The following is a 23,315-nucleotide window of genomic DNA, read 5'->3' as shown; positions in this document are numbered from 1 at the left end:
GCGACCGGCATACTCGCCGGTCCGTGCTTGACGCATGCGAATCTGAAACCGCTTCCCTTCACACCCAATACCGCCTCCTGTCACGCGGCCCCATCACCGCGGCCCTGCCTGAGCACCCCGTCCAACTGTTCGCCAAGACCACCACCGCCCCCCCCCGGCAAGGTAAGGCGGCGCCACAAGACAGTTTGCCTCCCCATCCCCCGCCGGTCACCGCGACCCGGCCCGAGCACCCCGTCCCCGTGATCGCCAACACCACCACCGCCCCCGGCAAGGTAAGGCGGCAACGCCAGACAGTTTGCCTCCCCATGCCCCGCCGGTCGCCGCGCCCCGGCCGGATCGCAAGGTCCGCGCCCCCAACCTCACCGCCCTCGCACGCCACGGCCCGAACCGAGCCGCCAGACAGCGCGCATCCCATGTCCGCCTGTCATCGTGGTCAAAGCAAAGGTTGAGCATGAAGCCTAGGCTGAGGCTGAGGCGGATGCCGGAACCGGGGCCGAGACCGAAGCCGGAGCCGAAACCGGGGTTAAGATTGGAGCATGACAATTGACCAGCCCGGCACCCGATATGCCCCCACATCCCGACGCCTCAATCGCCGTTACCCCGCCAACCCGGCGCCGGGTCCCCGGCCCCGCGATATCACCAGACTCCGACATCCCGATGCCCTGATCCCCGATCCGCAGCCAACCCGCGCTGCCGTAACCTCGCAACCTCGCAACCCGCGCCCCGAAACCCCGTCGGGATTTGACAGGGGCGTGACGCCATTGCCACTCATTCTTGTTGGTCGTTGATTTTTTTCACCACTTTCCGCGGCCTTGCCTGCGCAACAGATTGCCCGTAATCGCCGTGGCAGAACGGGGTCGGGCGAAACAAAATCCGGCAAAGGCCGCACTTGCCAGCCAAACCATCCGCCAAGCGGCTAAGACCTGTTTTTTCAACAGCATCGGGACAAGACCACTTGTCCTTCGCTGCGACTTGACCCACCTTGAGAAGATCGCTACGGCATTGCTTGACGACTGTTGATCGCAACACACTCAACAGAACCCGATGGATAAAGCGGAGCAGATTTCATGAATACGCGTCTTTTGCTGGTCGGCTGTGGCAAAATGGGAAGTGCCATGCTTGAAGGCTGGTTGGCCCAGGGGCTCAAGGCCGACAATGTCTATATTGTCGAACAACCCGAAGCAGCCGAGAAACTTGCCACCAGCTATGGCATCAATGGCATCACCGATGTCGCCGATGTTCCGCAGGACTTTATCCCGCAGGTCGTTCTGTTTGCCGTCAAGCCACAGGTCCTTCCCGATGTGATTGACGCTTATAAACCGCTGGTCCGGGCAGAAACCGTGTTCCTGTCGGTTGCCGCGGGCAAGACCATCGAATTTTTCGCACGCCATCTGGGCGAGCTTGCCCGCATCGTGCGCGCCATGCCCAATACCCCGGCGGCTGTTTCGCGCGGCATGACCGTGATGTGCCCGACCGAAAATGTCAGCATCGCCCAGCGCGACATGTGCGAAACCCTGCTGGCCACGGTCGGGCTGGTATCCTGGGTCGAAGATGAAAGCCTGATGGATGCGGTCACCGCCCTTTCGGGCAGTGGCCCGGCCTATATCTTCCATATGGTCGAAGCCATGGCACAGGCTGGCGAAGCAGCCGGCCTTCCGGCAGAGCAGGCCATGCTGCTTGCCCGTCAGACCGTGATCGGGGCCGGTTTCCTGCTTGATGCCAGCGAAGAAACTGCTGCCACCCTTCGTCAGAATGTCACAAGTCCGGGCGGCACCACGGCCGCGGCCCTTGATGTTCTGATGGATCAGACAACCGGCCTGCCCGAACTGATGACCCGCGCGGTCGAAGCTGCACGCAAACGGTCGGTCGAACTTGCCGGCTGATTGATAACGACACCCAAAAGATTGGAGACCGTCATGCCCGCCAAAAAGGATATCGCCAATATCCTGATCGATGCCGCCCTGAAACTGGCTACAGAAAAAAGCTGGCATGACGTCACCATCATCGACATTGCCCAAACCGCGGGCGTGACCATCGCCGATTGCCACGCCCATGTCGGTGGTAAGGCCGATATCCTGCGCCGCTTCATCGCCCGGATCGACCACGAAGTCCTGGCCGATCTTCACGAGGATGACTTTGCCGAACCCGGCCATGACCGGCTGATTGCGGTGATCATGGCGCGGTTTGACGCCCTGGCCGACCATCGTGATGCCCTGCGCTCGATCCTTAAATCACGGGGGGATCTTGGCCCCGCAGACTCGATCCGCGCGATCAAAAGCCATTTCGGCTCGATGCGCTGGATGCTTGAAGCTGCCGGTTTTCGCACATCAGGCCTTCAGGGGTCCCTTCGGGTTGCCGGCCTTACCGCCATCTATACCAGAACATTCCGCCACTGGCTTGATGATGACAGCACCGACTTTGCCCCGACCATGGCCTATCTTGATCGGGAATTGTCAAAGGCCGCCGGTTGGGACGGACAGGTTGAAAAAGGTCTGGGCAAGGCGACAGGACTGTGTCGCAAACTGTCTGAAAAATGCCAGCAGATCCGGTCGAAAAAATCATCCCACCGGGCTGACACACAGCCGACCGATGCCCGTCAATAAGAACAGGCAATCCGTGCCGGATGGCTAAGTTTCTGATCTGACGCAGGAAATCCGACAACCCAACCTATGGGAATATCACGACACAAAACATTAACCTTAAAGTTATTGTGCAGTGCAAAATAACCCTTGACGGATCGGATGCATTCCGGCATATTGCAGTTGAATTTGTGCGGCGCACAATAGCGCCTCATTCCACACCTGTTGCAAATGTTGATGGAGTGCAAAACCATGACCGCCGCAAAAAAGGCAACCAACCCGTTCTTTGACCTCGACTTCACCAAATACACTGCGGATTTCAAAATTCCGGGTGTTGACGTGAACGAAATGATGGCTTTCCAGCGTAAAAACGTGGAAGCCCTCACCAAAGCCAACAAGGTGGCCTTCGACGGGTTCCAGGCTGTCGCTCAGCGTCAGAGCGAAATCTTCAAAACGCTGCTGGATAAAGTTCAGACCCAGGGCAAGGATTTCGCTGCTACTACAGCTGACGATCCGATGGCAACGGCTGCCAAGCAGACCGAAGCCGCGAAAGCTGCATACGAAGAAGCACTTTCGAACGCCAAGGAACTCTCTGGTCTGGTAACCAAGTCCCAGGAAGAGGCCCTTTCTCTTCTGCAGGCTCGCTTTACCGAATCCCTTGATGAATTCAAGGCAGCGATCGAAAAGACCGCTGCTGCGAAGTAACAGCTTTTCGCTGAACACTTCCCGTAATCTACTTGATGGCAGGGCCTTTTGGTCCTGCCATTTTTCTTTTGCCGGATATCACGCCCACCTTAACCGATTGATTTACGGTCTGCGCCTCGACTAAGCTTGCGCAAAACAAGGAGGCCCCACAGTGAGCGAAATCAGTTTTGATGACTTTCTGAAAGTCGATATTCGCGTCGGTACTGTCATCGACGCCCAGGAATTCCCCGAAGCCCGCCGCCCGGCCCTGAAACTTTGGGTCGATTTCGGCCCGGAAATCGGGACCAAGAAAACATCCGCCCAGATCACCAAATATTACAGCCCGGAAAAACTCATCGGCCGCCAGGTCGCCGGTGTGGTCAATTTCCCGAAAAAACAGGTCGGCCCGTTCATGTCCGAATTCCTGTGTCTGGGCTTCCCCGACGGCGAAGACGACAAGGGCATCGTTCTGATCCGCCCGGATCAGGATGTCCCCAATGGGGCGCGCCTGTTCTAGGCCAATGCTCGCCCGTATGAAAAAGGGACAGGCACGATCATGCCTGTCCCGCTCATTGCCGCGCTGCCTCGCCCGACTAACGCGCCAATACGACGGATACTTCCCGTGACCGGCCGATGGTAAGGGCCATTTCCTCTGTCGACTGACCGATGGTTGCAATTGCGTTCTGGGCGGCATCAAGCGATGTCTGAATGCCGTGCATTTCACTGGTCATCTGACCGGTAACATCGCCATGTTTCTCGATCGCCAGCGACACCACCGCCATCCGGTTCAGCATCTCCTTCAGTTCAAGCCGCAATGACGTCAGGATCCGCGAACTTTCGGTAACACATTCATCAAGATTATCGATCTGTTCTGCCAGTTCGGAATTTTCCCCGGCACCGTCACGCAACCTGTCGACCGCATTTTCAAGCGCGACCGCCGCCACATCGCCTTCGATGACCGTATCGAAAACATGGTCGGAGACCGACCGCAATTCGGTCATGCGTTCCAGCGTTTCACCAACACATCCGACCAGAACACCCGATGCGATATTGCTGGCTTCGAGATGGGCCTGGGCCTGACGGAACATCTGTTCGGCGGTTTCGCATTGGCGATCAACACCTTCGATATGTTCATCGACCTCGGCGAAATTGACCTCAAGCGTTGATTTCAGGCCAATCAGCTCGCTGACCTCGTCAGTAATATCCACAGCAAGATTGATGATCTTGATCACCTCGCCATAGACATCAAGCACCGGGCTATAGGTCGCCTCGAACCAGACTTCCCGTCCGTCTTTGCCGAAATATTTGAACTGGCGTATTTTTGACTCGCCATTGGCAAGCGACCGCCAGAACGCCTGATAGGCCGAACTTTTGGCATATTCCTCACCAACGAACATGCTGTGATGCTGTCCGACCACTTCGGAAAGATCATAGCCCATCGCCGCCAGAAAATGCCGGTTGGCATTCAGGATGATGCCATTGGCGTCAAATTTGACGATGGCGTGGCTGTGGCGGATTGCATCGACCTTGCCTTGCAGATCGGCAACCATTTCATGACGTTCCGTGACATTCACCCCGAACCGCACAATCTTGACCAGTTCGCCATCACTGTTGCGCACCGGGGCATAGGTTTCCTCGACCCAGATACGGTCCCCGGATTTCGTGATGCATGGTACTTCAACCTGTTTGCGCTTGCCCGCCCGCAAATCCGCCCAGCACATTTCGTAATCCGGGCCATTAAGCATTTCTTCGGGCAGGAACATCGAATGATGCTGTCCGACAACCTCATCCTCTTCATAGCCGGTCAGCTTCATGAAGCTTTCATTGACGTTCAGCACTGTGCCATCCAGATCAAACTCCACCACAGCGAATGATGCATCTATCGCAGCGATCAGCTCGTCCGAGACATCGATATTTTCGCGAATAATGGAAATGATTGAATTCATGGCCGGATCTCCTGAGAAGCAACTTTATGCGCCGTTGCAAATATTCGTTGCGGCGAATATAGCGCCCAGCCCCCTATCCAGACATCCTCATTTGAGGAGTAAACCACATACCTATGGATAGGATTTTGAACCTCATCCCAAAAAAGAATGGGCCATGACAGTTTTCCCGTCATGACCCCTTTCAGATTGATGGTCCCTGGCAACATTGCCAAAGCCGATATGCCCGTTAGCGCGCCAGTACAAGGGCCGCTTCGCGGGTCCGTCCGACATTGCTTTGTACTGCGGACGATGCATCGCGGATGAAATTAACGCTGCTTGAAAACTGCTCGACCGATGTTGCCATGCTTTGCATGCTGCTTGACACCTGCTGGGTCACCGCACTCTGCTCCTCAACAGCTGACGAAATGGTTGTCACATTGTTCAACACACCTTCGACTTCGTTGCGGATTGCACCAAGCACATCGGATACTTCGACCGAAATGCTCTGCACCCCTTCGATCTCGCTTGTGATCTGTTCGGTTGCCTTGGCGACCTGATTGGCAAGGCTCTTGACCTCGTTGGCGACAACGGCAAAACCTTTGCCGGCTTCACCGGCGCGGGCCGATTCAATCGTCGCATTCAGCGCAAGCAGGTTAATCTGACCTGCAATGTCCTGGATCACATCGATGATGCTGCCCATGGCGGCGACCACTTCGTTCATTTTTTCGGTCGATGTACCAGCAGCAATCGATTTCTCGAACACCTGATCGGTGATCGCGCGGGCTTCTGCCATACTGCGCGAGATTTCCGAAATCGATGCGGCAAGTTCTTCGGCACCGGCGGCAACAGTCTGGACGTTGGCCGATGTTTTTTCGCAGGACGAATAGGCATCGCTGGAGCGCTGATCAAGGTCGCTCAGACTGCGATCGATTTCGCTGAAATTGTTGTCGATCATCTTTTTAAGATCGGTCAGAAGCGTGATCTGATCGGTAATATCAATGGCGTATTTGACCACCTTGTAAGGCACGCCATTGGCATCAAAGATCGGGTTATAGGATGCCTCGATCCAGATTTCCTTGCCACCCTTGGCAAACCGCTTGAATTGCTGCGAACAGAAATTCCCCTTGGCCAGCTCGCGCCAGAAATCGACATATTCCTGGCTTTTGGCATAATCACGGTCGACAAAAAGACGATGGTGCTTGCCGACAATTTCCGACAACTGATAACCCATAACCGACAGGAAATTGTCATTGGCATCAAGGATCGTACCGTTCAGATCGAACTCGATAACAGCCTGACTGCGGTTGATGGCATTTACCTTGCCTTCAAAGCTGGCCAGCATTTCCTGGCGCTTGGTGATGTCAGACGCAAATTTGACGATCTTGACGACCTTGCCCTTGCGATCGCGCACCGGGTTATAGGTGGCCTCGATCCAGACCTGGCGACCTGATTTGGTGATTCGCTGGAATGCGGCACTTTTGAACGACCCCGCCCGCAGATCGGACCAAAAGGTCTCGTAATCCGGGCTCTTGCGGATGTCTTCGGGCACAAAGATCGCGTGCGGCTTGCCGACGATCTCGGACAGCTCGTATTCCATGACCGACAGGAAGTTCTTGTTTGCGCGCAAAACCTTGCCCTGCAAATCGAACTCGATAACCGCCAGCGATTGTTCCAGTGCATCAAGCGTTCTTGCAGCGGCGTGGGCGTCACCACGCTTGAATAAGTCGAAAAGTCCCATGTGATGTCCTCTCACTCAGCATCAGGAAAACGACTTAGCCATAACCAGCCCGATGCATTAGGATAGGATACTATACAAAAGAACTAAGTAAACCTATCCTCATATGAGGAGGATCACTGCAACCTATCAGGGAATCTGAAACCGGGCATAAAAAATGGCGGCATATCAAACGACATGCCGCCATCATCCGCCCGCAAAAGGCAGCTTATTTTTCGACGAAGGCCTTCTCGATCACAAAGTGACCGGGTTCGTTCATGTTGCCTTCCTTGCCGCCCCACTCGACCAGCATCTGGCGGGTGTCGGCAATCATTTCCGGGTTGCCACACAGCATGAAGCGGTCATTTTCAAGACTCGGCTTGGGCAGGCCAAGGTCATCATACAGCTTGCCGGACTTCATCAGTTCGGTGATGCGGCCCTGGTTTTTGAATTCCTCGCGGGTCACGGTCGGATAGTACAGAAGCTTGTTCTGGACATCTTCGCCAAAGAACTCGTTATTGGGCAGTTCGCTGTGAATGAATTCCTGATAGGCCAGTTCACGTACCTCGCGGCAGCCATGAACAAGAATGACCTTTTCATAGCGCTCATAGGTTTCATAATCGCGAATGACGCTCATGAACGGTGCCAGACCGGTACCGGTCGACAGCAGCCACAGATTCTTGCCCGGAAGCAGGTTGTCATGAATAAGCGTACCGGTCGGCTTGCGCCCGACCAGAATCTTGTCCCCGACCTTGATGTGCTGCAAACGCGATGTCAGCGGGCCGTTCGGCACTTTGATCGAAAAGAATTCAAGCTCTTCGTCGTAATTTGCACTGACCATCGAATAGGCGCGCAAAAGCGGCTTGCCTTCGACTTCGAGTCCGATCATAGCGAACTGACCATTGATGAATCGGAAGCCCGGATCGCGGGTGGTTTTGAACGTGAAGAGTGTGTCAGTCCAGTGATGGACGTAAGTGACTGTTTCTTCGTTAAAATTGCTGGCCATAACGCTACATCAATCCGTTTCGTCTGTCTGTTTGTGGAACCGTGGCGGGAAACACGGAGTTTTATCCCGGCACGCATTCCATGCCAAGTTGGCGCGATTTAACATCAATCAAACGTATATCGCAAGGAAACAATCCATATTTCTTGTCATTTTGTGTAAATTACATAAAACAATACAAATTAAGTGTAGAATATTGTCTGACAATCAGGCACAGTATGCAGACTGAACCCGCTTGGCAAGATATTCTGCAGGCTTGATATACCCTGCCTTGCGGCGACACAATGATACATCTCAATGCGGTGATATATGACGCAATCCGTTGCCGAAAACTCCGACCCGCTGACTGTTCAGCAAATCGCGGATGCGATTACCAGCGCCATTCGCGAAGGACGTCTGGTGCCCGGACAACGGCTGACGGAAATCGATTTTGCCAAAAAGCTCAATGTCAGCCGCCCCTCGGTACGCGAAGCCTTCCGTCAGCTCAGCTCGGACGGCCTGCTGTTGTCCCAGCCCTATCGCGGGGTCAGTGTTCGCCACATGACAAGGCGCGAAGTTGATGATCTTTTTACCGTGCGCGGCGCGCTTGAAGGATTGGCTGTCCGTCTGGCAACCCCGGTCCTTGCATCGGCGATCACACCGCTTGAAACCATCCAGACCGCGCTTGATGCGGCCGAAGCATCGCGTGACCTCAATGCCATGTCGCGCCATAACCTTGCCTTTCACATGCTGTTTGCCGATGTCAGCAGGAATGAATTGCTCCGCGAACAACTCCGCCGGATTGCCAACAATGTCTATTGGCTGCAATTTCGGGTTCTGGTCGCCGATGAAAAGGTCCTGGCAACCAATGCCGCCCACCGCCAGTTGCTCGAAGCCGTAAGGGCCAATGACGCCAAACAGGCCGAAGCCATCATGATCGACCATATCGATCAATCCAGACAGCTGGTCCAGGCCCTGTCAGATGACCATTTCGCCGCCCCGACTTCCGACTGACTGCCGCGCGGCATTCGAAAAACCAGCCTCCAATACTTCATCCACCCACCTGCACTGACAACAGAACGGGTGCGGCTCTCACATCCCATAGCATCCCCTTCCCAGCACGGCACGGCACGGCACGGCATGGCATGGCAAGGCAAGGCAAGGCAAGGCAAGGCAAGGCAAGGCAAGGCATATTTTATCGCTTGCTGGCTCTGACCATCACATTTACGATTGTCTGACAATTTAAACTAACAACATTTCAGGAAGCGCCATGTCTGCCGCCAAGAAACTCACCACCGAATTTGTACCGATCCCCCTGCCCGACTATCAGGAATATGACATTGCTGACATGCGGGCCCGTGCGCAGGCATTTTATGACGACATCAAAACGCGCCATACCGTGCGCGATTTTTCCGACCGCCCGGTGCCGCGCGACATTATTGAAACCTGCATTCGCGCCGCTGGTACTGCACCGAATGGCGCCAATCATCAGCCCTGGCATTTCTCGGTGATCGGCGATCCGGCGATGAAAAAGCAAATCCGTCTTGCCGCCGAGGAAGAAGAACGCGCCTTTTACGAAGGCCGCGCTGGCGAAGAATGGCTTGATGCCCTCAAACCGCTGGGAACCGATGACAGCAAACCGTTCCTTGAAACCGCACCCTGGCTGATTTGCATCTTTGGCGAACGCAAAAGCACCTCTGCCGATGGCAAGTTGCGCAAGAACTATTACGTGCCGGAATCCGTTTCCATCGCCACCGGCTTTCTGATTGCCGCCCTGCATCGCGCCGGTCTTGCCACCCTGACTCACACGCCAAACCCGATGAGCTTCCTGACCGAAATCTGTGGCCGGCCCGATCACAACAAGCCCTATATCCTGCTTGTCACCGGCTATCCCGCATCCGACGCCACCATCCCGGCTCACGCGACCGAGAAAAAGGACCTTTCGGAAATCGCGACATTCTTTTAAGCGCGCCGTTCCCGGTGATTGCACCATCTGGCGCATGCCTGAAACCGGCATGGATCTGGCAACAAAAAAGCCCCGCGATCTGGCGGGGCTTTTGCTTTGCTATTGTGTGATCAATTGCCGATCGGCAGCACCAGACGCACACGAAGGCCACCGCCCGGCGCATCTTCAAGATACACATCACCGCCATGGCCGCGCGCGGAATCACGTGCGATGGTCATGCCAAGCCCGACGCCGCCGGTGGCCTGATTGCGCGATTCCTCTAGCCGGTAAAACGGTTTGAAGACTTCCTCGCGCTTTTCGGCCGGGATGCCCGGCCCGTCATCATCAAACACGATCTCATAATCCTGACCACGACGACCGGCCCGGACCGACAGATTGTTGGCATAGCGCCCGGCATTGGACATGATATTGGAAATGCAGCGGCGCAGGGATTGCGGTCGCACATCCATTTCCAGACTGTCTTCGATATGAAGATCAATTTGCTGCCCGTCGCGAAGGGCCTCGCCGACCTGATCGGTCAGAAGCTTGCCGATATCGGTTGTCTCGGCCTTTTCGCCTTCTTCGCCGCGCGCGAATGCCAGATAGGCATCAACCATGCGCTCCATATCGATCACATCCTGTTTCAGGGCATCGACACCGGGCGATGATTGCTGCATGGCAAGTTCAAGCTTCATGCGGGTCAATGGTGTCCGCAAGTCATGCGACACCCCGGCCAGAAGTGCGGTCCTTTGCGACAGATGGCGGGCAATGCGGTCACGCATCGACATAAACGACGTTGCCGCCATCCGGACTTCGGCTGCCCCTTCGGGTTTGAAATCGCCAACCTCGACCCCGCGGCCGAACTGATCGGCGGCCTTGGCCAGACGGCGGATCGGGCGCACCTGATTGCGCATGAAGATCACGGCAACCCCATACAGGATCAGCGCAGAACCGGCGATCCACATAAAGAAGATATAGGTCGTCGAACTGTAAAGCCGTTTACGTGGTGCAACGATCGACAGGACACCTTCCTTGAACTGCACCCGGATTTCCAGGCGGCGGTTATCCAGATCAAGATTGAAATAGAATGGCCGCTGCACCCGTTCGCTCAGCGCGACGAAAAGTTCCTCCGACACCAGTCCAAGCGGGGGATCGAGTGTTTGCTCCCCCAGAATTTCGTTGGGTTCGAAAACGATATCAAGCTGCATATGCGCACGCGCGGAATGCTGCAGGGAACGATAATGATCCTCGTCGGGATATTCGTTCAGATAGTCAATGACATAGGCAACATCGCCTGCAAGCCCGCGGCTCAGCTGGCGGGCAACCGTATCCCAGTGACGTTCGAAAAAGATCAGAACGGTGACGATTTGCAGCAACAGCATCGGCGTCATCAGAATCAGCAACGACCGCCCCAAAAGGCCCGTCGGCATCAATGACTTGATCGGGCTTTTTTGTTCACTACCCACAGTGCAATTCCCTGTTCATTTCAGCACCACCGTCTCGTTCTCGGATCTTGCTCAATCGGCATAAAGGACATAGCCCCGACCACGTACTGTCTGCAAGTATCTTGGTTGTTTCGGGTCTTCTTCGAATTTGCGACGAAGACGGGTCACCTGCACATCAATACTGCGCGACGCCGCCGGATCAACGGCATTGCCGCTGATCATTTCATGAAGTTGTTCGCGTGACGTGGTTTGTCCACGCCGCTTGATCAGGGCGGCCAGCAACGCCTGCTCGGCGGTTGTCAGATAGACATGCTCGCCCTCGCATTGCAGCGTCATTTTACCAAGATCAAAGCTGAAGCGACCAAAACATACAATATCGGATCGGGCAATCTCTGTGGCCGGTTCGACCGGCTCGGGCTGTTCCCCGTAACGGCGCAGGATCGCCTCGATCCGCAGAACCAGCTCGCGCGGCTCGAACGGTTTGGCCAGATAATCATCAACCCCGGCTTCAAGCCCGGCAATACGGTCCTCGGTTTCCGACAGGGCGGTCAGCAAAAGGATCGGTACTTTCGATCCTGATTCGCGCAGGCTGCGCGCAAGATCAACACCCTTTTCACCGGGCATCAGGACATCAAGAACGAGCAGATCAAATTGCAACCCGGCCAGGCTTGCCCGCGCATGGGCCGCATCCCGCGCAGCCGAGACCGAAAACCCGTTTTCACCAAGATAGCGGGTCAGCAAATCACGCAGGCGATCATCATCATCGACCACCAGAATATGTGGCTGATCAGCACCAGTCATTGCAGGCCCCCAACGATCGAGATCAATCTCATTCAATGCCCAGTAACTTGGCGATAAAGTGTTTCAAAAGCGTAAGGATCAAGGCGCCAAGACCATGGAACCATGCAATAAAGTGCCCCGCGCCACTGACGCAAGACACTTTATATATCAATATATGGCGTAATTGAGTTTGCCGGACCAAACATCGGCGCAACGCCCCGCCATCCCGACGCGATCGCCCACCCACGGCGCGACTATAATCCGACTTTGATACGGCTGGGACGCGGCTGCGATACGGCCATAATTGGGATGCGGCCATAATGACGCGGCCATACCGCCGGGGCGTTTCCACCGCCGTCGGACCCGACACAAGCCCCCAACATCCACCACAGGGCATCCGCTATAGGGCATCCACTTTAGGGCCCCGCGAACAGAACCATCAGGATCAGGATCAGGATCAGGATCAAGATCAAGCGTCGGCCACCGGAACTTGCACGCCGCAAGCAGCAGCTTTTTAACCGGCGCGTTTTACCCGGCGCGCTGGCGCAATCCGGTCGGGCCATCATCGCCAAACCGCTTGCGGTCTTCCTCGCCCAACATGCCAAGCATCACCTTGCGGAAACCTTCGACCGATTCTGCCCCTGCCTCGCGATAGGCCGCGGCAATCAGGGCGCGCTGCTTTTCGGTCAGTTCGCGTTCAAGCGCCTCCCCCTTTTCGGTCAGGGTCAGCAAACGCTGTCTGCGGTCCTGCAATCCGGTGCGCTGTTCAATGAACCCTTCGCGCACCAGTTGACCCAGCACGCGTGACAACGACTGTTTGGTGATTTTCAGAATCGACAACAGATCACTGACAGTAATTCCGGGATTGCGGCTGACGAAATAAATGACCCGGTGATGGGCGCGCCCGAAATTATATTGCTCAAGCATCTGGTCCGCGACCGCGGTGAAATCGCGATAGGCATAGAACAGCAATTCGATGCCCTGCCTAAGCTCTTCTTCCCGCAGGAAAAGCGGATTGACTTTACGTGTAGAGATATCTGCCATGCTTATCCGTTAAGTCAGTTTTATTGACATATTAATCTATGAATGTTACTTCGACCAGACAAATAAGGACATAAAGTTACGTCCAGGAACGATTTTGAATTGGAATTTGGCAAATGACGACTCCAACCTTCGATAACCGTGATGGTTTTATCTGGTATAATGGTGAACTAAAACCTTGGCGTGAAAGCACTTTGCACGTGCTGAGCCACGCTGTCCATTATGGCAGTGCGGTTTTTGAAGGTGAACGTTGCTACAATGGCAAGGTCTTCAAGCTGGCTGAACATGGCGAACGCCTGATCAAGTCCGGTGAAATCCTGGATATGAAGATCCCCTATGGCGCCAAGGAACTTGATGATGCGGTCATCGAAACCCTTGCTGCCAACAACATTACCGAAGGCTATATCCGTCGTATTGCCTGGCGTGGCAGTGAGATGATGGGCGTTTCCGCGCAGTCGACCCGCATCAATGTGGCGATTGCCTGCTGGGAATGGCCGAGCTATTTCGCTCCGGAAGAACGTCTTAAGGGCATCCGCCTTGACCTGTCGAAATGGGCCCGTCCGGCACCGAACACCGCACCGACCAATGCCAAGGCAGCCGGTCTTTACATGATCTGCACCCTGTCCAAGCACGAGGCAGAGCGCAAGGGTTATGCCGATGCCCTGCTGCTTGATTACCGTGGTCATGTCGCCGAGGCGACCGGTGCGAACGTCTTCTTTGTCAAGGATGGCAAAATCCATACCCCGACCCCGGATTGCTTCCTGGACGGCATCACCCGCCGTACCGTGATCGGCCTTGCCAAAGCGCGCGGTTATGAAGTCATTGAACGGACCATCATGCCCGAAGAAATGGCAGATTTCGAAGAGTGCTTCCTGACCGGCACCGCGGCTGAAGTCACCCCGGTTGCCGAAATCGGCCAGTACAAATTCACCCCGGCCACCGTCTGCAAGACGCTGATGGAAGATTACATGGCGCTGGTCCGTGGCGAAAAGGCTGCTGTCGCTGCCGAATAAGTCTGCATTTAATAATCACACCGATTATTAAATTTTGCCAAATAATCAACCCGGTCCTGATGGGCCGGGTTTTTTATTGCCCGCAGCCAGACCGCATGGCTAAGTCGCATTCAAGCACGCAGCCCCCAGCCAAGGCCGAAATCGATGCCCCAAAAGTCTGATGATTTAAAACCCGACCACCAGCTTCTGTATCAGACCCACTCGCCCTTTGCCCGCAAGGTGCTGGCCTTTGCCATCGAGGCAGGCCTGCAAAACCGGCTTGAGGTTATTCATCACGAAACCAGCCCGACCAATCGCAATGATGCGATCTTTGCCGCCAATCCGCTGGGCAAGGTGCCGGTGCTGATCCTGCCTGATGGCATGACGCTATATGATTCACTGGTGATTTGTGACTATCTCGACCGGCTGCATGGCGGGCGCAAGCTGATCCCCCACAAGATGCCAAAACGGCTGCATGCCTTGCGCTTGCATGCCCTGGCGCAGGGCATGTGCGATGCCGGGGTGCTGTATCGCTGGGAAACCGCGCGCCGCCCGGAACCTTTACGCTACCCGCCCCTGGCCGACGGGCAGAAAGCCAAACTGATCGAAACCTTCGACTATCTCGAAGCAAATCTTGATCCCCAACACCCGATCACCATCGGCCATATCGCCCTTGCCACCGGCCTTGACTGGATCGCCTTTCGCGATCTGGTCGACTTCAAAACCGGTCGCCCGACCCTGAGCAAATGGTATGAGGATTTCTGCACCCGCCCATCCATGACCCGAACCACCTTTAGCGGCCATACCCACGATTAGACGTAAGAACCTGTAATCATTTGGATAATCAGGATTTTAATTCTTCATACAATATAGAATCTCCCTAGCGCGACCGGCGTCACACAAGCCCCTGCATTCAGCACGCGTAAACGAGGCAATCCGTCCTGGCCCTGGCTGGCAGGAGGCAGGAGGCAAGAGGCAAGAGGCATCAGAAAGAGGGAAAGGCACGATCCCCCAGCGCGGGAGAATGGTGCCTTTCTGTCAATATGCGATCCGTCGGACTTGATATCTAGCCATCTGTCGAGAGGGTCAAATCCTTGTATCGGGCGATTTCGTCCTGCATGCGGTCCAGTTTATCGGATACCAACTGATAGGCATCACTGCCCAACAGCAACTGCGCGGGCGGGTTATCCATTTTGACCAGTTCAAGCACGGCCAGCGCCAGCTTGTCGGGGTTGCCCAATTGTCTGCCGCTTTTTTCCAGACGCGCCTTTCGGATCGGTTCGAACAGGGCGTCATAATCCGGGATTGACCGATCTGTTCGTACCATCGACCGCCCTGCCCAGTCGGTTCTGAATGAACCGGGACAAACCGCTGTGACATGCACACCAAAAGGTGCCATTTCAGCGCGCATCACGTCTGAAATCCCCTGAAGGGCGAATTTGCTGCCACAGTAATAGGCAATACCCGGCATGGTTATCAGCCCACCCATGGACGTAATATTGACGATGGAACCGGAACGGCGTTGACGGAAACGCGGCAAGAATGCCTTGGCCACCGCAGTCGCACCAAAGACATTGACGTCAAACTGCCGACGCATTTCATCAAGCCGATATCGATTTCCGACCTGGCATCCCATGCAGGGATGAGCGTGCCATCCTATCACGCACATTTTCGGCGGCTCCTTGGCAGCAGCCCCGGCCAATACATCAAATCCATGCGGCTTCATGAAGCACGCCTGTTGCTGGCACGCCAAGGCCAGACGGTTGCAGAGGTTGCCAACACGGTCGGTTATGTCAGCACGTCGCAATTCAGTCGGGAATTCAAACGCCACTTTGGCAAAACCGCATCCGAGGAAGTCAGATGGATGAAGCAGCATCTTGGGGAACTGCCACACGATCATCCATAAACCCCAACCAACCTGTGCGGTGCGGTTGGTTACAGTACGGCAGCCGGGTCTGTTTGCGTGTGCGATCAAAGCGATGCACATCATGCCCGTTAAAGGGCGCGGAAGATGCGAGGTCGGAAACGATGCGGTGCAGGCTGTCGGGCCAGCGCATAGCAGACAAGCGCGCGAGCCTCTTGTCTGGCATTCATCTTTAAATTGATGTAATAGCCAAAACTACATCGCATACAATGTATTTGAGGGACGTCGTGCGGTTCAGGCCTGTCATTTTGATCATTGCCGCATCGTTTGCTGTTTTCGGTATGGTTTCCGGCGCGCACGCGTCCGAGCAAAACCGTACCATCCGCATCCCGGTCAAACAGGCCGATATGGATGGCCTAGACGCCTGTATCCGCAGCGGTTTCGAGGATTGCCGGAAATGTCGGCAGGCAAACCAGTCAAACCTGTCACTGATGCAATATACATTGCTGCGCGAAGCACTGGCAGCAGGTGGTTTTACTGCCACTGTCGAGCCGGTGCTGTCCCCGAACTCGGAACGCAGCCGCAAAATGATCGAGGCAGGCCAGGCCGATGTCAAAACCGACTGGATATTCAATATCGCAACCGATGACAGCACGCTTCGGACCGAGCCGCTTTTTCTGACCGGTGAAATTGAAAAGGGTCTTTATGCCCGGCGTGATTTCATTGATGCGGATCGTCAAATCGGACTTGCCGATATCAAAACCATGCGCGCCGTTGGTATCCGGAACTGGCGGCTTGACTGGCAGGTCCTTGAAAGCCTGTCACCGGCGACACTGAGCAGTGCGGCAACAACCATACAGGTCTTTGCCGTGATTGATGCCGGGCGGGCTGATTTCACGCTTCTTGAATTTTCATCGCAGGAAGATATGGGGCGCGAGGTTGACGGTATCCGGCTTTATCCGATCCCGAACGTCAAAATATCCCTGCCCGCCACACAGCATTTCATGGTCTCGGCCCGGCTTGAAAATGCCGACAGGGTTGTCGACGCCCTGAACCGGGGCATCAGGACACTGCGTGAAAGCGGTTTCATCCAGCGCTGTCTGGTCAATAGCGGCGTAATCAATCCTGCTGTCGCCTATTGGCAGACCCTGAATTCGATGACGGAAACGATCCGGGCCGAACCCGCGACCGTTTCCACACAGTAAATTCGCCACTGATTTTCGGGCAGCTTGAAGCAAACGCGACGTCGCCTAAGGCCACTTTGCTTCGGGCGGGAGCGACATCAGGATGGCTTCGGTATTGCCACCGGTCATCAGGCCAAAGCGCGTGCCGCGGTCGTGCAGCAGATTGAATTCGACATAGCGGCCACGTTTGACCAACTGTGCCTGACGGTCTTCGTCGGTCCAGGATTTGTTGTAATGGCGCGCCACCAGTTTCGGATAGATATCGCGAAACGCCTTGCCGACATCCTGGGTAAAGGCAAAGTCTGCATCCCAGTCGGCATCAAGATAATCATAGAAAATCCCGCCAACCCCGCGCGGTTCGTTGCGGTGCGGCAGCCAGAAATATTCATCGCACCATTTTTTGAAGCGGTCGTAATAATCATCGCCATGGTCATCGCAGGCGGCCTTGAGCGCACCGTGGAAATCGGCGGTGTCTTCGTCTTGCGGGAAGACCGGCGTCAGATCCGCCCCGCCGCCAAACCATGCCTTGGTGGTGACGATATGACGGGTATTCATATGCACGGCCGGAACATGGGGCGAACAGGGATGGGCCACCAGCGAAATGCCCGCCGCCCAGAAATTCGGGTTTTCGGCCGCACCGGGAATTTCGGCACGGAATTTTTCGGAAAATTCGCCATGCACGGTCGAGATATTGACCCCGACCTTTTCAAAGACCCGGCCCTTCATGACCGACATTTCACCGCCGCCCTCGCCCGGGCCGCGTTCCCAGACCGTGCGTTCGAACCGCCCGGCCGGACGGTCCGACAGCGGTCCGGTATAGCTGTCTTCAAGCGCCTCGAAACTGGCACAGATTTCATCGCGCAGCTGACGGAACCACGCCTTTGCGGTGTTCTTGCGGGTTTCGATCAGGGTTTCGTCCTTGCTGCTCATTACGTCCTCTTTGGAAAGCTGTTGGTCTGGCGGAGCGCTTCGCCCAGCGTCATCGCGGTTGCCATCGCCACATTGAGCGATCGCATTTCGGGCTGCATCGGGATCACCACCCGGGCATCGACATAGTTATGGACCTGATCGGGGACGCCTTTGCTTTCGGAGCCCAGCATCAGGATATCGTCAGGCCGGAATTCGAAATCGCAATAGGGTTCGGCCCCCTTGGTGGTCAGCAGAACCAGACGACCCGGCACCGTGCCCTGATCGCGGGCTTCGACGAAGCTGCGCCAATCGGCATGGCGTATATAATCGGCCTTGCCAAGATAATCCATCCCGGCGCGTTTGAGTGCTGCCGAGGTCAGCAAAAATCCGCACGGTTCAATAATATCGACCGGCAATCCGAAACAGGCCGCCATGCGCAGGATTGTTCCGGTATTTTGCGGGATATCGGGTTCAAATAAACAAATTCTCATGACGCACTTTTAGAATCGTTGGTGATCCGATGTCGAATCAGATCATTGAAGACATATAATTACCCGTTAATAGCCCTATTAGACTTTTTTGGAATAAGAAAAACCAAAGCGCCAAACCATTGGTTCGCAAGGCCCACGATACCCGCAAATACGCTAGGTTTTACCGAATTGTGCACCGCAAAACCAAATGATCTTATTGAATGCAAACAAATTGCAACTCCAAGTTCTCCTTAACAAACCGAATTTTTGTTAGTATGACGGAGCGGAAACAGGCCTAAAGGCTTTTAGTGACGTCATTGTTTGATTTTCATCAAGGGAATTCAAACGAGGATGTCCTAAGTCTTGCTTTTGGCAATCCACATGCCTGTTTTGGGGGCAGAAAGAGGGATAAATTATGTCGCAAACGGTGCATTCATCCGGCGATCACCAGCCGGACGAGAACCGCAGGGATTTCCTGACCTTGGCGACCACTGCCGTCGGTGTCGTTGGCACCGGTGTTGCGTTGTGGCCGTTCGTGGACAGCATGAACCCGTCCAAAGATGTTCTCGCACTTGCCTCGGTCGAGGTTAATCTGGCCAACATCCCGGTTGGTCAGGCCGTCAAGGTAATGTGGCGAGGCAAACCGGTCTTTATCCGCCATCGTACAGAGCGCGAAATCAATGAAGCCAACGAGGTTGCATTGAACGAGCTGGTCGATCCGCAGGCCGACGACGCGCGTGTCGAGAAAAAGGAATGGCTGATTGTTGTCGGCGTATGCACCCATCTGGGTTGCATCCCGATGGGCACCGCCACCGGGGAAGCCCGTGGCGATTATGATGGTTGGTACTGTCCGTGCCATGGCTCGCACTATGATACGTCGGGCCGTATCCGCCGTGGTCCTGCGCCGAAGAATCTTGAGGTGCCGACCTACACCTTCCTCACCGACACAACCGTCCGTATCGGCTAAGGAGCTGTATGATGAGCGCACCTCAATGGAATAACAAAGTGGTGAAATGGGTTGATGACCGTCTTCCGGTAATCTCCATGCTGCACCATTCCGCTTACGAATATCCGACCCCGAAAAACCTGTCCTATATGTGGAACTTCGGTTCCCTGGCGGGCTTTGTTCTGGTGACGATGATCCTTACCGGGATTTTCCTGGTAATGAACTATACCCCGCATACCGATATGGCCTTTGAGTCGGTCGAGCGCATCATGCGTGATGTGAACCATGGCTGGCTGATCCGCTATATCCACATGAATGGCGCATCGATGTTCTTCATCTGTGTCTTCATCCATATTTTCCGGGGCCTGTATTACGGGTCCTACAAGGCGCCGCGCGAAGTTCTGTGGTGGATCGGCATCCTGATCCTGCTTGCGATGATGGCGACTGCTTTCATGGGTTATGTCCTGCCCTGGGGCCAGATGTCCTTCTGGGGTGCGACGGTTATTACCAACCTGTTCTCGGCCTTCCCGATCATTGGCGATCCGCTGGTGACGTGGCTTTGGGGCGGTTTCTCGGTTGATAACCCGACGCTGAACCGGTTCTTCTCGCTGCATTATCTGATGCCGTTCGTCATTCTGGGCCTTGTTGTCCTGCATGTCTGGGCGCTGCACAGTGTGCGGTCGAACAACCCGACCGGCGTTGAAATCAAAACCCCGCAAGACAGCATTCCGTTCCACCCGTATTACACGATCAAGGATCTGTTCGGGCTGGGCGTGTTCCTGATCTTCTTCTGCGCGTTTGTGTTCTTTGCACCGGATTACCTTGGCCACCCGGACAACTATATTCCGGCCAACCCGCTGGTAACCCCGCCGCACATCGTGCCGGAATGGTACTTCCTGCCGTTCTATGCGATCCTGCGTTCGATCGATTTCACCATCCTTGGCATCCCGGCAAAGCTGCTTGGTGTTCTGGCGATGTTTGCATCGATCGTCATCCTGTTCGTTATTCCGTGGCTTGATACCTCGAAGGTTCGCAGCTCGAAATTCCGTCCGGTTTACAAATGGTTCTTCTGGCTGTTTGTGATCGATACCTTCATCCTCGGCTATTGCGGGGCGAAGGCACCGGATGACTATTTCATGGGAATTCCGGGTCTTAAGGTTATCGTGATGGGTCAGCTTTCGACGCTGTATTACTTCGCGCATTTCCTTGTTGTGATGCCATTGGTCGGGAAGCTTGAAAGAACCAAACCGCTTCCGGCAAGCATCAGTGAGTCTGTTTTGAAGGAGGGTGCAAATGCGTAAGTTCGCACTGACCGCAATTGCTGCCGCCTTCGCGGTAACTGCATTCACCGGTAACGCAGCCAAGGCTGCCGGGGACGCCCCGGTACCGCCGTCACAGGACTGGAGCTGGAAGGGTCTGTTTGGCACGTATGACCGTGCCCAGCTGCAACGTGGCTTCCAGGTCTATAAAAACGTTTGTGCGGGCTGTCACAGCCTGCGGTTCATTGCCTTCCGCAACCTTGAAGGCATTGGATTTAACGAAGACCAGATCAAGGCGATTGCTGCGGAATATGACATTGAAGACGGTCCGAATGACGATGGTGACATGTTCACCCGTCCGGGCAAGCCGTCGGATTATTTCCCGTCTCCGTTCCCGAACGAAAAGGCTGCGGCTGCTTCGAACGGCGGGGCAATTCCGCCTGATCTGTCCCTGATGACCAAAGCACGTGTCGCGGGCCCGGACTATGTGTTCGCGCTTCTGACCGGTTACGAGGAAGAAGCCCCGGAAGGGTTCGATCTTTCCGATGGCAAATCCTATAACCACTATTTCCCGGGCCACCAGATTTCCATGGCACCGCCGCTTTATGATGAAGCGGTCGAATATACCGATGGAACCCCGGCAACCCTGGAACAGCATGCACGCGACGTTGTTGCCTTCCTGAACTGGACGGCACAGCCGGAACTTGAAGCCCGCAAGGAGCTTGGCCTTCAGGTCATCCTGTTCCTGATCGTGCTGACGGCGATGTTGTATGCGGTGAAACGCAAAATCTGGCGCGATATCGAACATTAAGTTCGGTCATCTGCCCAAGACCTTTGAACAGGCCATCCGTCGTACGGGTGGCCTGTTTGTTTTTGCGCATCTGATGCGCAATCATGGTAATTGACCGCGCTTAGACCATGCCATTGAATGGCGTTCGGCATCGATCCCGCCCCAATGAAAGCGCCCCGGCATGACCAGTGATCAATTCGCCCTTTATTTTCTGGCAGTCTTTATCGCCACCCTGACCCCCGGCCCGGCCATCATGCTGGGCATTACCAACAGCATCCGGTTCGGCCCGCGTGCGTCGCTGATCGGGGCGCTGGGCTGTGTGACGGGGACCGGGCTTATGGGGTTGTTATCCGCACTGGGTCTGGGCGCGCTGATCATGACATCGGGCGTACTGTTTTCGATCATCCATTATGTCGGCGCGGCCTATCTGATCTGGCTGGGCATCAAGTTCTGGCGCGACAGCAGACTGCCCGCCGTCGAAGGGGTCAACAGCACCGAACCCAAACGCGCGCCGGGTATCTTGCGCCTTTATGTTCAGGGTTTCATCGTTTCGGCAAGCAACCCCAAGGCCATTGCGTTCTTTACCGCGCTGTTCCCGTTATTCATTGACCATAATGCGCCGCTGATTTCGCAATTTGCCATCATGGATACGACATTTGTCATCATGTCGTTTTCATCGATCATGGCCTATTCGATGTTTGCCGCCCGGTCGCGCCAGTTCCTGACCGGGAATGGCAAGAAATGGTTCCAGCGCATTTCAGGCAGCATCTTTGTCAGTTTCGGGATCGGGCTTGCAGTTTCGGCGCGCTAGGCACAAACAGCCAAATCAGGCAGCCAAAGCAGACAACCAGTCCAGGCACACCAGCAACGCAACGAACCGGCACCTAATAGGCGAAATAATCGACAACCAGCCGGTCTATTTCGCCCTGGTTGCGCATGTCAGCCAGGGCCTTGTCAAGATCATCGGCGAACTGATCGCGCCAGGGCCACTGGTTATCCGGATCCGGACCATAAGCAACAAAGCCGAATTCCTGCCCGATGATGGCGGTTTCGTTGAACAGGCGCGCCATGTTCTTGTCGATGGCAAGTTCGCGCATTCCCGCCAGAATGGCCATGCGTTCATTGACATAGCAATCAACCCGCCCGGCCATCAGAAAACGCAGGTTGCTGGCGGTTGTGTTGGCTTCTTCAAGGGTGATGTCACCGGCATCGACCATGTCAAAGAATGCCTCGCCTGCCAGTCGATAGCCGGCATTATTGGCAAAACGGGCATCCTTGAAATCGCGCGGAAAGACTTTGAGATCGTGGCTGTGGGCGTAATCATTGCTGCACAGGACGACGACCGTTTCGCGCAGGATCGGGATGGAATAGCGGTCAATCCAGTCGCGATCCTTGCGCGCATAGGGCGGGAAAAACCCCATGATCTTGCCATCCTTGAGCAATTCCATGCCACGGCGAAACGGCACGCTGACAATATCGAGATGATATTGCGGCATTCTGGCGAAGGCCTTTTTGAGGATGCGCACATAGATGCCTTCGGCGCCGGTTCCGTCAAAATAGGCATAGGGACGGTTGCTGTCTTCGGCATAAAGGGTGATGGTGCGCGGGATATTGCTGCTTTGGACCGGCTCGGCACGGGCGCAAAGCGATGTGGTCAGCACAGCCCCGACCAGCATGCACCCCGTAAAGCGGACAGCATTTCGCACAGCATTTCTGAAATTCATGCCCCTATTATGGGAGAAGACTGCACGGGTCTGTCAATTGTCATGAGGTAACAGATCATTGCAGATCATTGCCGATCCGGGC

Annotated in this window: 24 protein-coding genes; 14 read left to right on the top strand and 10 right to left on the bottom strand. The window is 55.3% G+C overall.

Going from position 1 to position 23,315, the window contains the following annotated elements; genetic code table 11:
- Positions 1-1,067: 1,067 nt before the first annotated feature.
- The 4 genes from proC to M9H61_RS17865 all read left to right on the top strand — a co-directional run bounded on the left by proC (position 1,068) and on the right by M9H61_RS17865 (position 3,780).
- Positions 1,068-1,883, top strand: coding sequence for a pyrroline-5-carboxylate reductase (gene proC, locus M9H61_RS17880; RefSeq protein ID WP_114114408.1), 816 nt, complete (start codon positions 1,068-1,070; stop codon positions 1,881-1,883).
- Positions 1,884-1,916: 33 nt separating this feature from the next.
- Positions 1,917-2,603: a TetR family transcriptional regulator gene (locus tag M9H61_RS17875; RefSeq protein WP_250282069.1), complete on the top strand. Its 687-nt coding sequence runs from the start codon at positions 1,917-1,919 to the stop codon at positions 2,601-2,603.
- Between the two features lie 228 nt (positions 2,604-2,831).
- Positions 2,832-3,284, top strand: coding sequence for a phasin family protein (locus tag M9H61_RS17870; protein WP_068518337.1), 453 nt, complete (start codon positions 2,832-2,834; stop codon positions 3,282-3,284).
- 151 nt (positions 3,285-3,435) lie between these two features.
- A complete protein-coding gene (locus M9H61_RS17865; protein WP_068518310.1) occupies positions 3,436-3,780 on the top strand; it encodes a tRNA-binding protein in 345 nt (114 codons plus the stop codon).
- Between the two features lie 76 nt (positions 3,781-3,856).
- On the opposite strand, the gene M9H61_RS17860 is transcribed toward M9H61_RS17865, so the two are convergent.
- The 3 genes from M9H61_RS17860 to M9H61_RS17850 form a co-directional block, all read right to left on the bottom strand.
- A complete protein-coding gene (locus tag M9H61_RS17860) occupies positions 3,857-5,209 on the bottom strand; it encodes a PAS domain-containing protein (protein WP_250282067.1) in 1,353 nt (450 codons plus the stop codon).
- Positions 5,210-5,435: 226 nt separating this feature from the next.
- Positions 5,436-6,926, bottom strand: a complete 1,491-nt coding sequence (locus M9H61_RS17855) for a PAS domain-containing methyl-accepting chemotaxis protein (protein ID WP_250282065.1) — start codon at positions 6,924-6,926, stop codon at positions 5,436-5,438.
- Positions 6,927-7,131: 205 nt separating this feature from the next.
- A complete protein-coding gene (locus tag M9H61_RS17850; RefSeq protein ID WP_068518313.1) occupies positions 7,132-7,908 on the bottom strand; it encodes a ferredoxin--NADP reductase in 777 nt (258 codons plus the stop codon).
- A gap of 306 nt (positions 7,909-8,214) precedes the next feature.
- On the opposite strand from M9H61_RS17850, the gene M9H61_RS17845 reads away from it, so the two are divergent.
- Together M9H61_RS17845 and M9H61_RS17840 are read left to right on the top strand one after the other, a co-directional pair.
- On the top strand, positions 8,215-8,898 hold the full coding sequence (locus M9H61_RS17845; RefSeq protein WP_250282062.1) for a GntR family transcriptional regulator: 684 nt from the start codon (positions 8,215-8,217) through the stop codon (positions 8,896-8,898).
- Positions 8,899-9,154: 256 nt separating this feature from the next.
- Positions 9,155-9,850, top strand: a complete 696-nt coding sequence (locus tag M9H61_RS17840; RefSeq protein WP_250282060.1) for a nitroreductase family protein — start codon at positions 9,155-9,157, stop codon at positions 9,848-9,850.
- A gap of 110 nt (positions 9,851-9,960) precedes the next feature.
- On the opposite strand, the gene M9H61_RS17835 is transcribed toward M9H61_RS17840, so the two are convergent.
- From M9H61_RS17835 to M9H61_RS17825, 3 genes are all read right to left on the bottom strand, one after another.
- Positions 9,961-11,295, bottom strand: a complete 1,335-nt coding sequence (locus M9H61_RS17835; protein WP_231856699.1) for an ATP-binding protein — start codon at positions 11,293-11,295, stop codon at positions 9,961-9,963.
- 51 nt (positions 11,296-11,346) lie between these two features.
- Complete coding sequence (locus M9H61_RS17830; protein ID WP_250282058.1) at positions 11,347-12,075, bottom strand: response regulator; 729 nt, start codon at positions 12,073-12,075, stop codon at positions 11,347-11,349.
- A gap of 507 nt (positions 12,076-12,582) precedes the next feature.
- Positions 12,583-13,098, bottom strand: a complete 516-nt coding sequence (locus M9H61_RS17825) for a MarR family winged helix-turn-helix transcriptional regulator (protein WP_068518317.1) — start codon at positions 13,096-13,098, stop codon at positions 12,583-12,585.
- A gap of 113 nt (positions 13,099-13,211) precedes the next feature.
- Here M9H61_RS17825 and M9H61_RS17820 point away from each other — a divergent pair, with 113 nt between their 5' ends.
- Both M9H61_RS17820 and M9H61_RS17815 read left to right on the top strand, forming a co-directional pair.
- The gene (locus M9H61_RS17820; protein WP_068518318.1) at positions 13,212-14,108 is read left to right on the top strand and encodes a branched-chain amino acid aminotransferase; all 897 of its coding nucleotides are present in this window, start codon (positions 13,212-13,214) and stop codon (positions 14,106-14,108) included.
- Between the two features lie 144 nt (positions 14,109-14,252).
- On the top strand, positions 14,253-14,903 hold the full coding sequence (locus M9H61_RS17815; protein WP_250282056.1) for a glutathione S-transferase family protein: 651 nt from the start codon (positions 14,253-14,255) through the stop codon (positions 14,901-14,903).
- A 250-nt stretch (positions 14,904-15,153) separates the two neighbouring features.
- Here M9H61_RS17815 and M9H61_RS17810 read toward each other — a convergent pair whose 3' ends face one another.
- Positions 15,154-15,684, bottom strand: a complete 531-nt coding sequence (locus M9H61_RS17810) for an SDR family NAD(P)-dependent oxidoreductase (RefSeq protein ID WP_250282053.1) — start codon at positions 15,682-15,684, stop codon at positions 15,154-15,156.
- Between the two features lie 45 nt (positions 15,685-15,729).
- On the opposite strand from M9H61_RS17810, the gene M9H61_RS17805 reads away from it, so the two are divergent.
- Positions 15,730-15,993: a helix-turn-helix transcriptional regulator gene (locus tag M9H61_RS17805; RefSeq protein WP_250282047.1), complete on the top strand. Its 264-nt coding sequence runs from the start codon at positions 15,730-15,732 to the stop codon at positions 15,991-15,993.
- A 245-nt stretch (positions 15,994-16,238) separates the two neighbouring features.
- Complete coding sequence (locus M9H61_RS17800; protein WP_250282045.1) at positions 16,239-17,156, top strand: hypothetical protein; 918 nt, start codon at positions 16,239-16,241, stop codon at positions 17,154-17,156.
- 45 nt (positions 17,157-17,201) lie between these two features.
- On the opposite strand, the gene hemF is transcribed toward M9H61_RS17800, so the two are convergent.
- Together hemF and M9H61_RS17790 are read right to left on the bottom strand one after the other, a co-directional pair.
- Entirely contained in the window at positions 17,202-18,065 is an 864-nt protein-coding gene (hemF, locus tag M9H61_RS17795) for an oxygen-dependent coproporphyrinogen oxidase (RefSeq protein WP_250282042.1), read from the bottom strand.
- The gene (locus tag M9H61_RS17790) at positions 18,065-18,535 is read right to left on the bottom strand and encodes a tRNA (cytidine(34)-2'-O)-methyltransferase (protein WP_068518323.1); all 471 of its coding nucleotides are present in this window, start codon (positions 18,533-18,535) and stop codon (positions 18,065-18,067) included. Before M9H61_RS17790 ends, hemF begins: the two co-directional genes overlap by 1 nt.
- Positions 18,536-18,929: 394 nt before the next feature.
- Here M9H61_RS17790 and petA point away from each other — a divergent pair, with 394 nt between their 5' ends.
- From petA to M9H61_RS17770, 4 genes are all read left to right on the top strand, one after another.
- Positions 18,930-19,481 carry a ubiquinol-cytochrome c reductase iron-sulfur subunit gene (gene petA, locus M9H61_RS17785; RefSeq protein ID WP_068518324.1) on the top strand — a complete coding sequence of 184 codons (552 nt, stop codon included), beginning with the start codon at positions 18,930-18,932 and terminating at the stop codon, positions 19,479-19,481.
- Positions 19,482-19,489: 8 nt separating this feature from the next.
- Positions 19,490-20,761 carry a cytochrome b N-terminal domain-containing protein gene (locus M9H61_RS17780; protein ID WP_082817765.1) on the top strand — a complete coding sequence of 424 codons (1,272 nt, stop codon included), beginning with the start codon at positions 19,490-19,492 and terminating at the stop codon, positions 20,759-20,761.
- A complete protein-coding gene (locus M9H61_RS17775) occupies positions 20,754-21,530 on the top strand; it encodes a cytochrome c1 (RefSeq protein ID WP_250282040.1) in 777 nt (258 codons plus the stop codon). Before M9H61_RS17780 ends, M9H61_RS17775 begins: the two co-directional genes overlap by 8 nt.
- 160 nt (positions 21,531-21,690) lie before the next feature.
- Positions 21,691-22,320 (top strand): LysE family translocator, encoded by a 630-nt coding sequence (locus tag M9H61_RS17770; protein WP_101245578.1) that lies wholly within the window; start codon positions 21,691-21,693, stop codon positions 22,318-22,320.
- A 73-nt stretch (positions 22,321-22,393) separates the two neighbouring features.
- Here M9H61_RS17770 and M9H61_RS17765 read toward each other — a convergent pair whose 3' ends face one another.
- Positions 22,394-23,233, bottom strand: coding sequence for an ABC transporter substrate-binding protein (locus M9H61_RS17765; protein ID WP_082817766.1), 840 nt, complete (start codon positions 23,231-23,233; stop codon positions 22,394-22,396).
- Between the last annotated feature and the right edge of the window lie 82 nt (positions 23,234-23,315).

Origin of the sequence: Thalassospira sp. GO-4, assembly GCF_023588965.1 — a bacterium.
Lineage (GTDB): Bacteria > Pseudomonadota > Alphaproteobacteria > Rhodospirillales > Thalassospiraceae > Thalassospira > Thalassospira povalilytica.
The sequence above is the reverse complement of the archived record's forward strand: the minus strand, read 5'-3'. Positions and strand labels throughout refer to the sequence as shown.

What these genes read in the sequence shown, in the direction of transcription:
- M9H61_RS17770 (WP_101245578.1), top strand. Translation starts at nt 21,691, where the DNA reads ATGACCAGTGATCAATTCGCCCTTTATTTTCTGGCAGTCTTTATCGCC.
- M9H61_RS17780 (WP_082817765.1), top strand. Translation starts at nt 19,490, where the DNA reads ATGATGAGCGCACCTCAATGGAATAACAAAGTGGTGAAATGGGTTGAT.
- petA (WP_068518324.1), top strand. Translation starts at nt 18,930, where the DNA reads ATGTCGCAAACGGTGCATTCATCCGGCGATCACCAGCCGGACGAGAAC.
- M9H61_RS17850 (WP_068518313.1), bottom strand. Translation starts at nt 7,908, where the DNA reads ATGGCCAGCAATTTTAACGAAGAAACAGTCACTTACGTCCATCACTGG.
- M9H61_RS17775 (WP_250282040.1), top strand. Translation starts at nt 20,754, where the DNA reads ATGCGTAAGTTCGCACTGACCGCAATTGCTGCCGCCTTCGCGGTAACT.
- M9H61_RS17825 (WP_068518317.1), bottom strand. Translation starts at nt 13,098, where the DNA reads ATGGCAGATATCTCTACACGTAAAGTCAATCCGCTTTTCCTGCGGGAA.
- M9H61_RS17860 (WP_250282067.1), bottom strand. Translation starts at nt 5,209, where the DNA reads ATGAATTCAATCATTTCCATTATTCGCGAAAATATCGATGTCTCGGAC.
- M9H61_RS17810 (WP_250282053.1), bottom strand. Translation starts at nt 15,684, where the DNA reads ATGCGTCGGCAGTTTGACGTCAATGTCTTTGGTGCGACTGCGGTGGCC.
- M9H61_RS17765 (WP_082817766.1), bottom strand. Translation starts at nt 23,233, where the DNA reads ATGAATTTCAGAAATGCTGTGCGAAATGCTGTCCGCTTTACGGGGTGC.
- M9H61_RS17875 (WP_250282069.1), top strand. Translation starts at nt 1,917, where the DNA reads ATGCCCGCCAAAAAGGATATCGCCAATATCCTGATCGATGCCGCCCTG.
- proC (WP_114114408.1), top strand. Translation starts at nt 1,068, where the DNA reads ATGAATACGCGTCTTTTGCTGGTCGGCTGTGGCAAAATGGGAAGTGCC.
- M9H61_RS17790 (WP_068518323.1), bottom strand. Translation starts at nt 18,535, where the DNA reads ATGAGAATTTGTTTATTTGAACCCGATATCCCGCAAAATACCGGAACA.
- M9H61_RS17870 (WP_068518337.1), top strand. Translation starts at nt 2,832, where the DNA reads ATGACCGCCGCAAAAAAGGCAACCAACCCGTTCTTTGACCTCGACTTC.
- M9H61_RS17805 (WP_250282047.1), top strand. Translation starts at nt 15,730, where the DNA reads ATGAGCGTGCCATCCTATCACGCACATTTTCGGCGGCTCCTTGGCAGC.
- hemF (WP_250282042.1), bottom strand. Translation starts at nt 18,065, where the DNA reads ATGAGCAGCAAGGACGAAACCCTGATCGAAACCCGCAAGAACACCGCA.
- M9H61_RS17845 (WP_250282062.1), top strand. Translation starts at nt 8,215, where the DNA reads ATGACGCAATCCGTTGCCGAAAACTCCGACCCGCTGACTGTTCAGCAA.
- M9H61_RS17840 (WP_250282060.1), top strand. Translation starts at nt 9,155, where the DNA reads ATGTCTGCCGCCAAGAAACTCACCACCGAATTTGTACCGATCCCCCTG.
- M9H61_RS17830 (WP_250282058.1), bottom strand. Translation starts at nt 12,075, where the DNA reads ATGACTGGTGCTGATCAGCCACATATTCTGGTGGTCGATGATGATGAT.
- M9H61_RS17820 (WP_068518318.1), top strand. Translation starts at nt 13,212, where the DNA reads ATGACGACTCCAACCTTCGATAACCGTGATGGTTTTATCTGGTATAAT.
- M9H61_RS17815 (WP_250282056.1), top strand. Translation starts at nt 14,253, where the DNA reads ATGCCCCAAAAGTCTGATGATTTAAAACCCGACCACCAGCTTCTGTAT.
- M9H61_RS17855 (WP_250282065.1), bottom strand. Translation starts at nt 6,926, where the DNA reads ATGGGACTTTTCGACTTATTCAAGCGTGGTGACGCCCACGCCGCTGCA.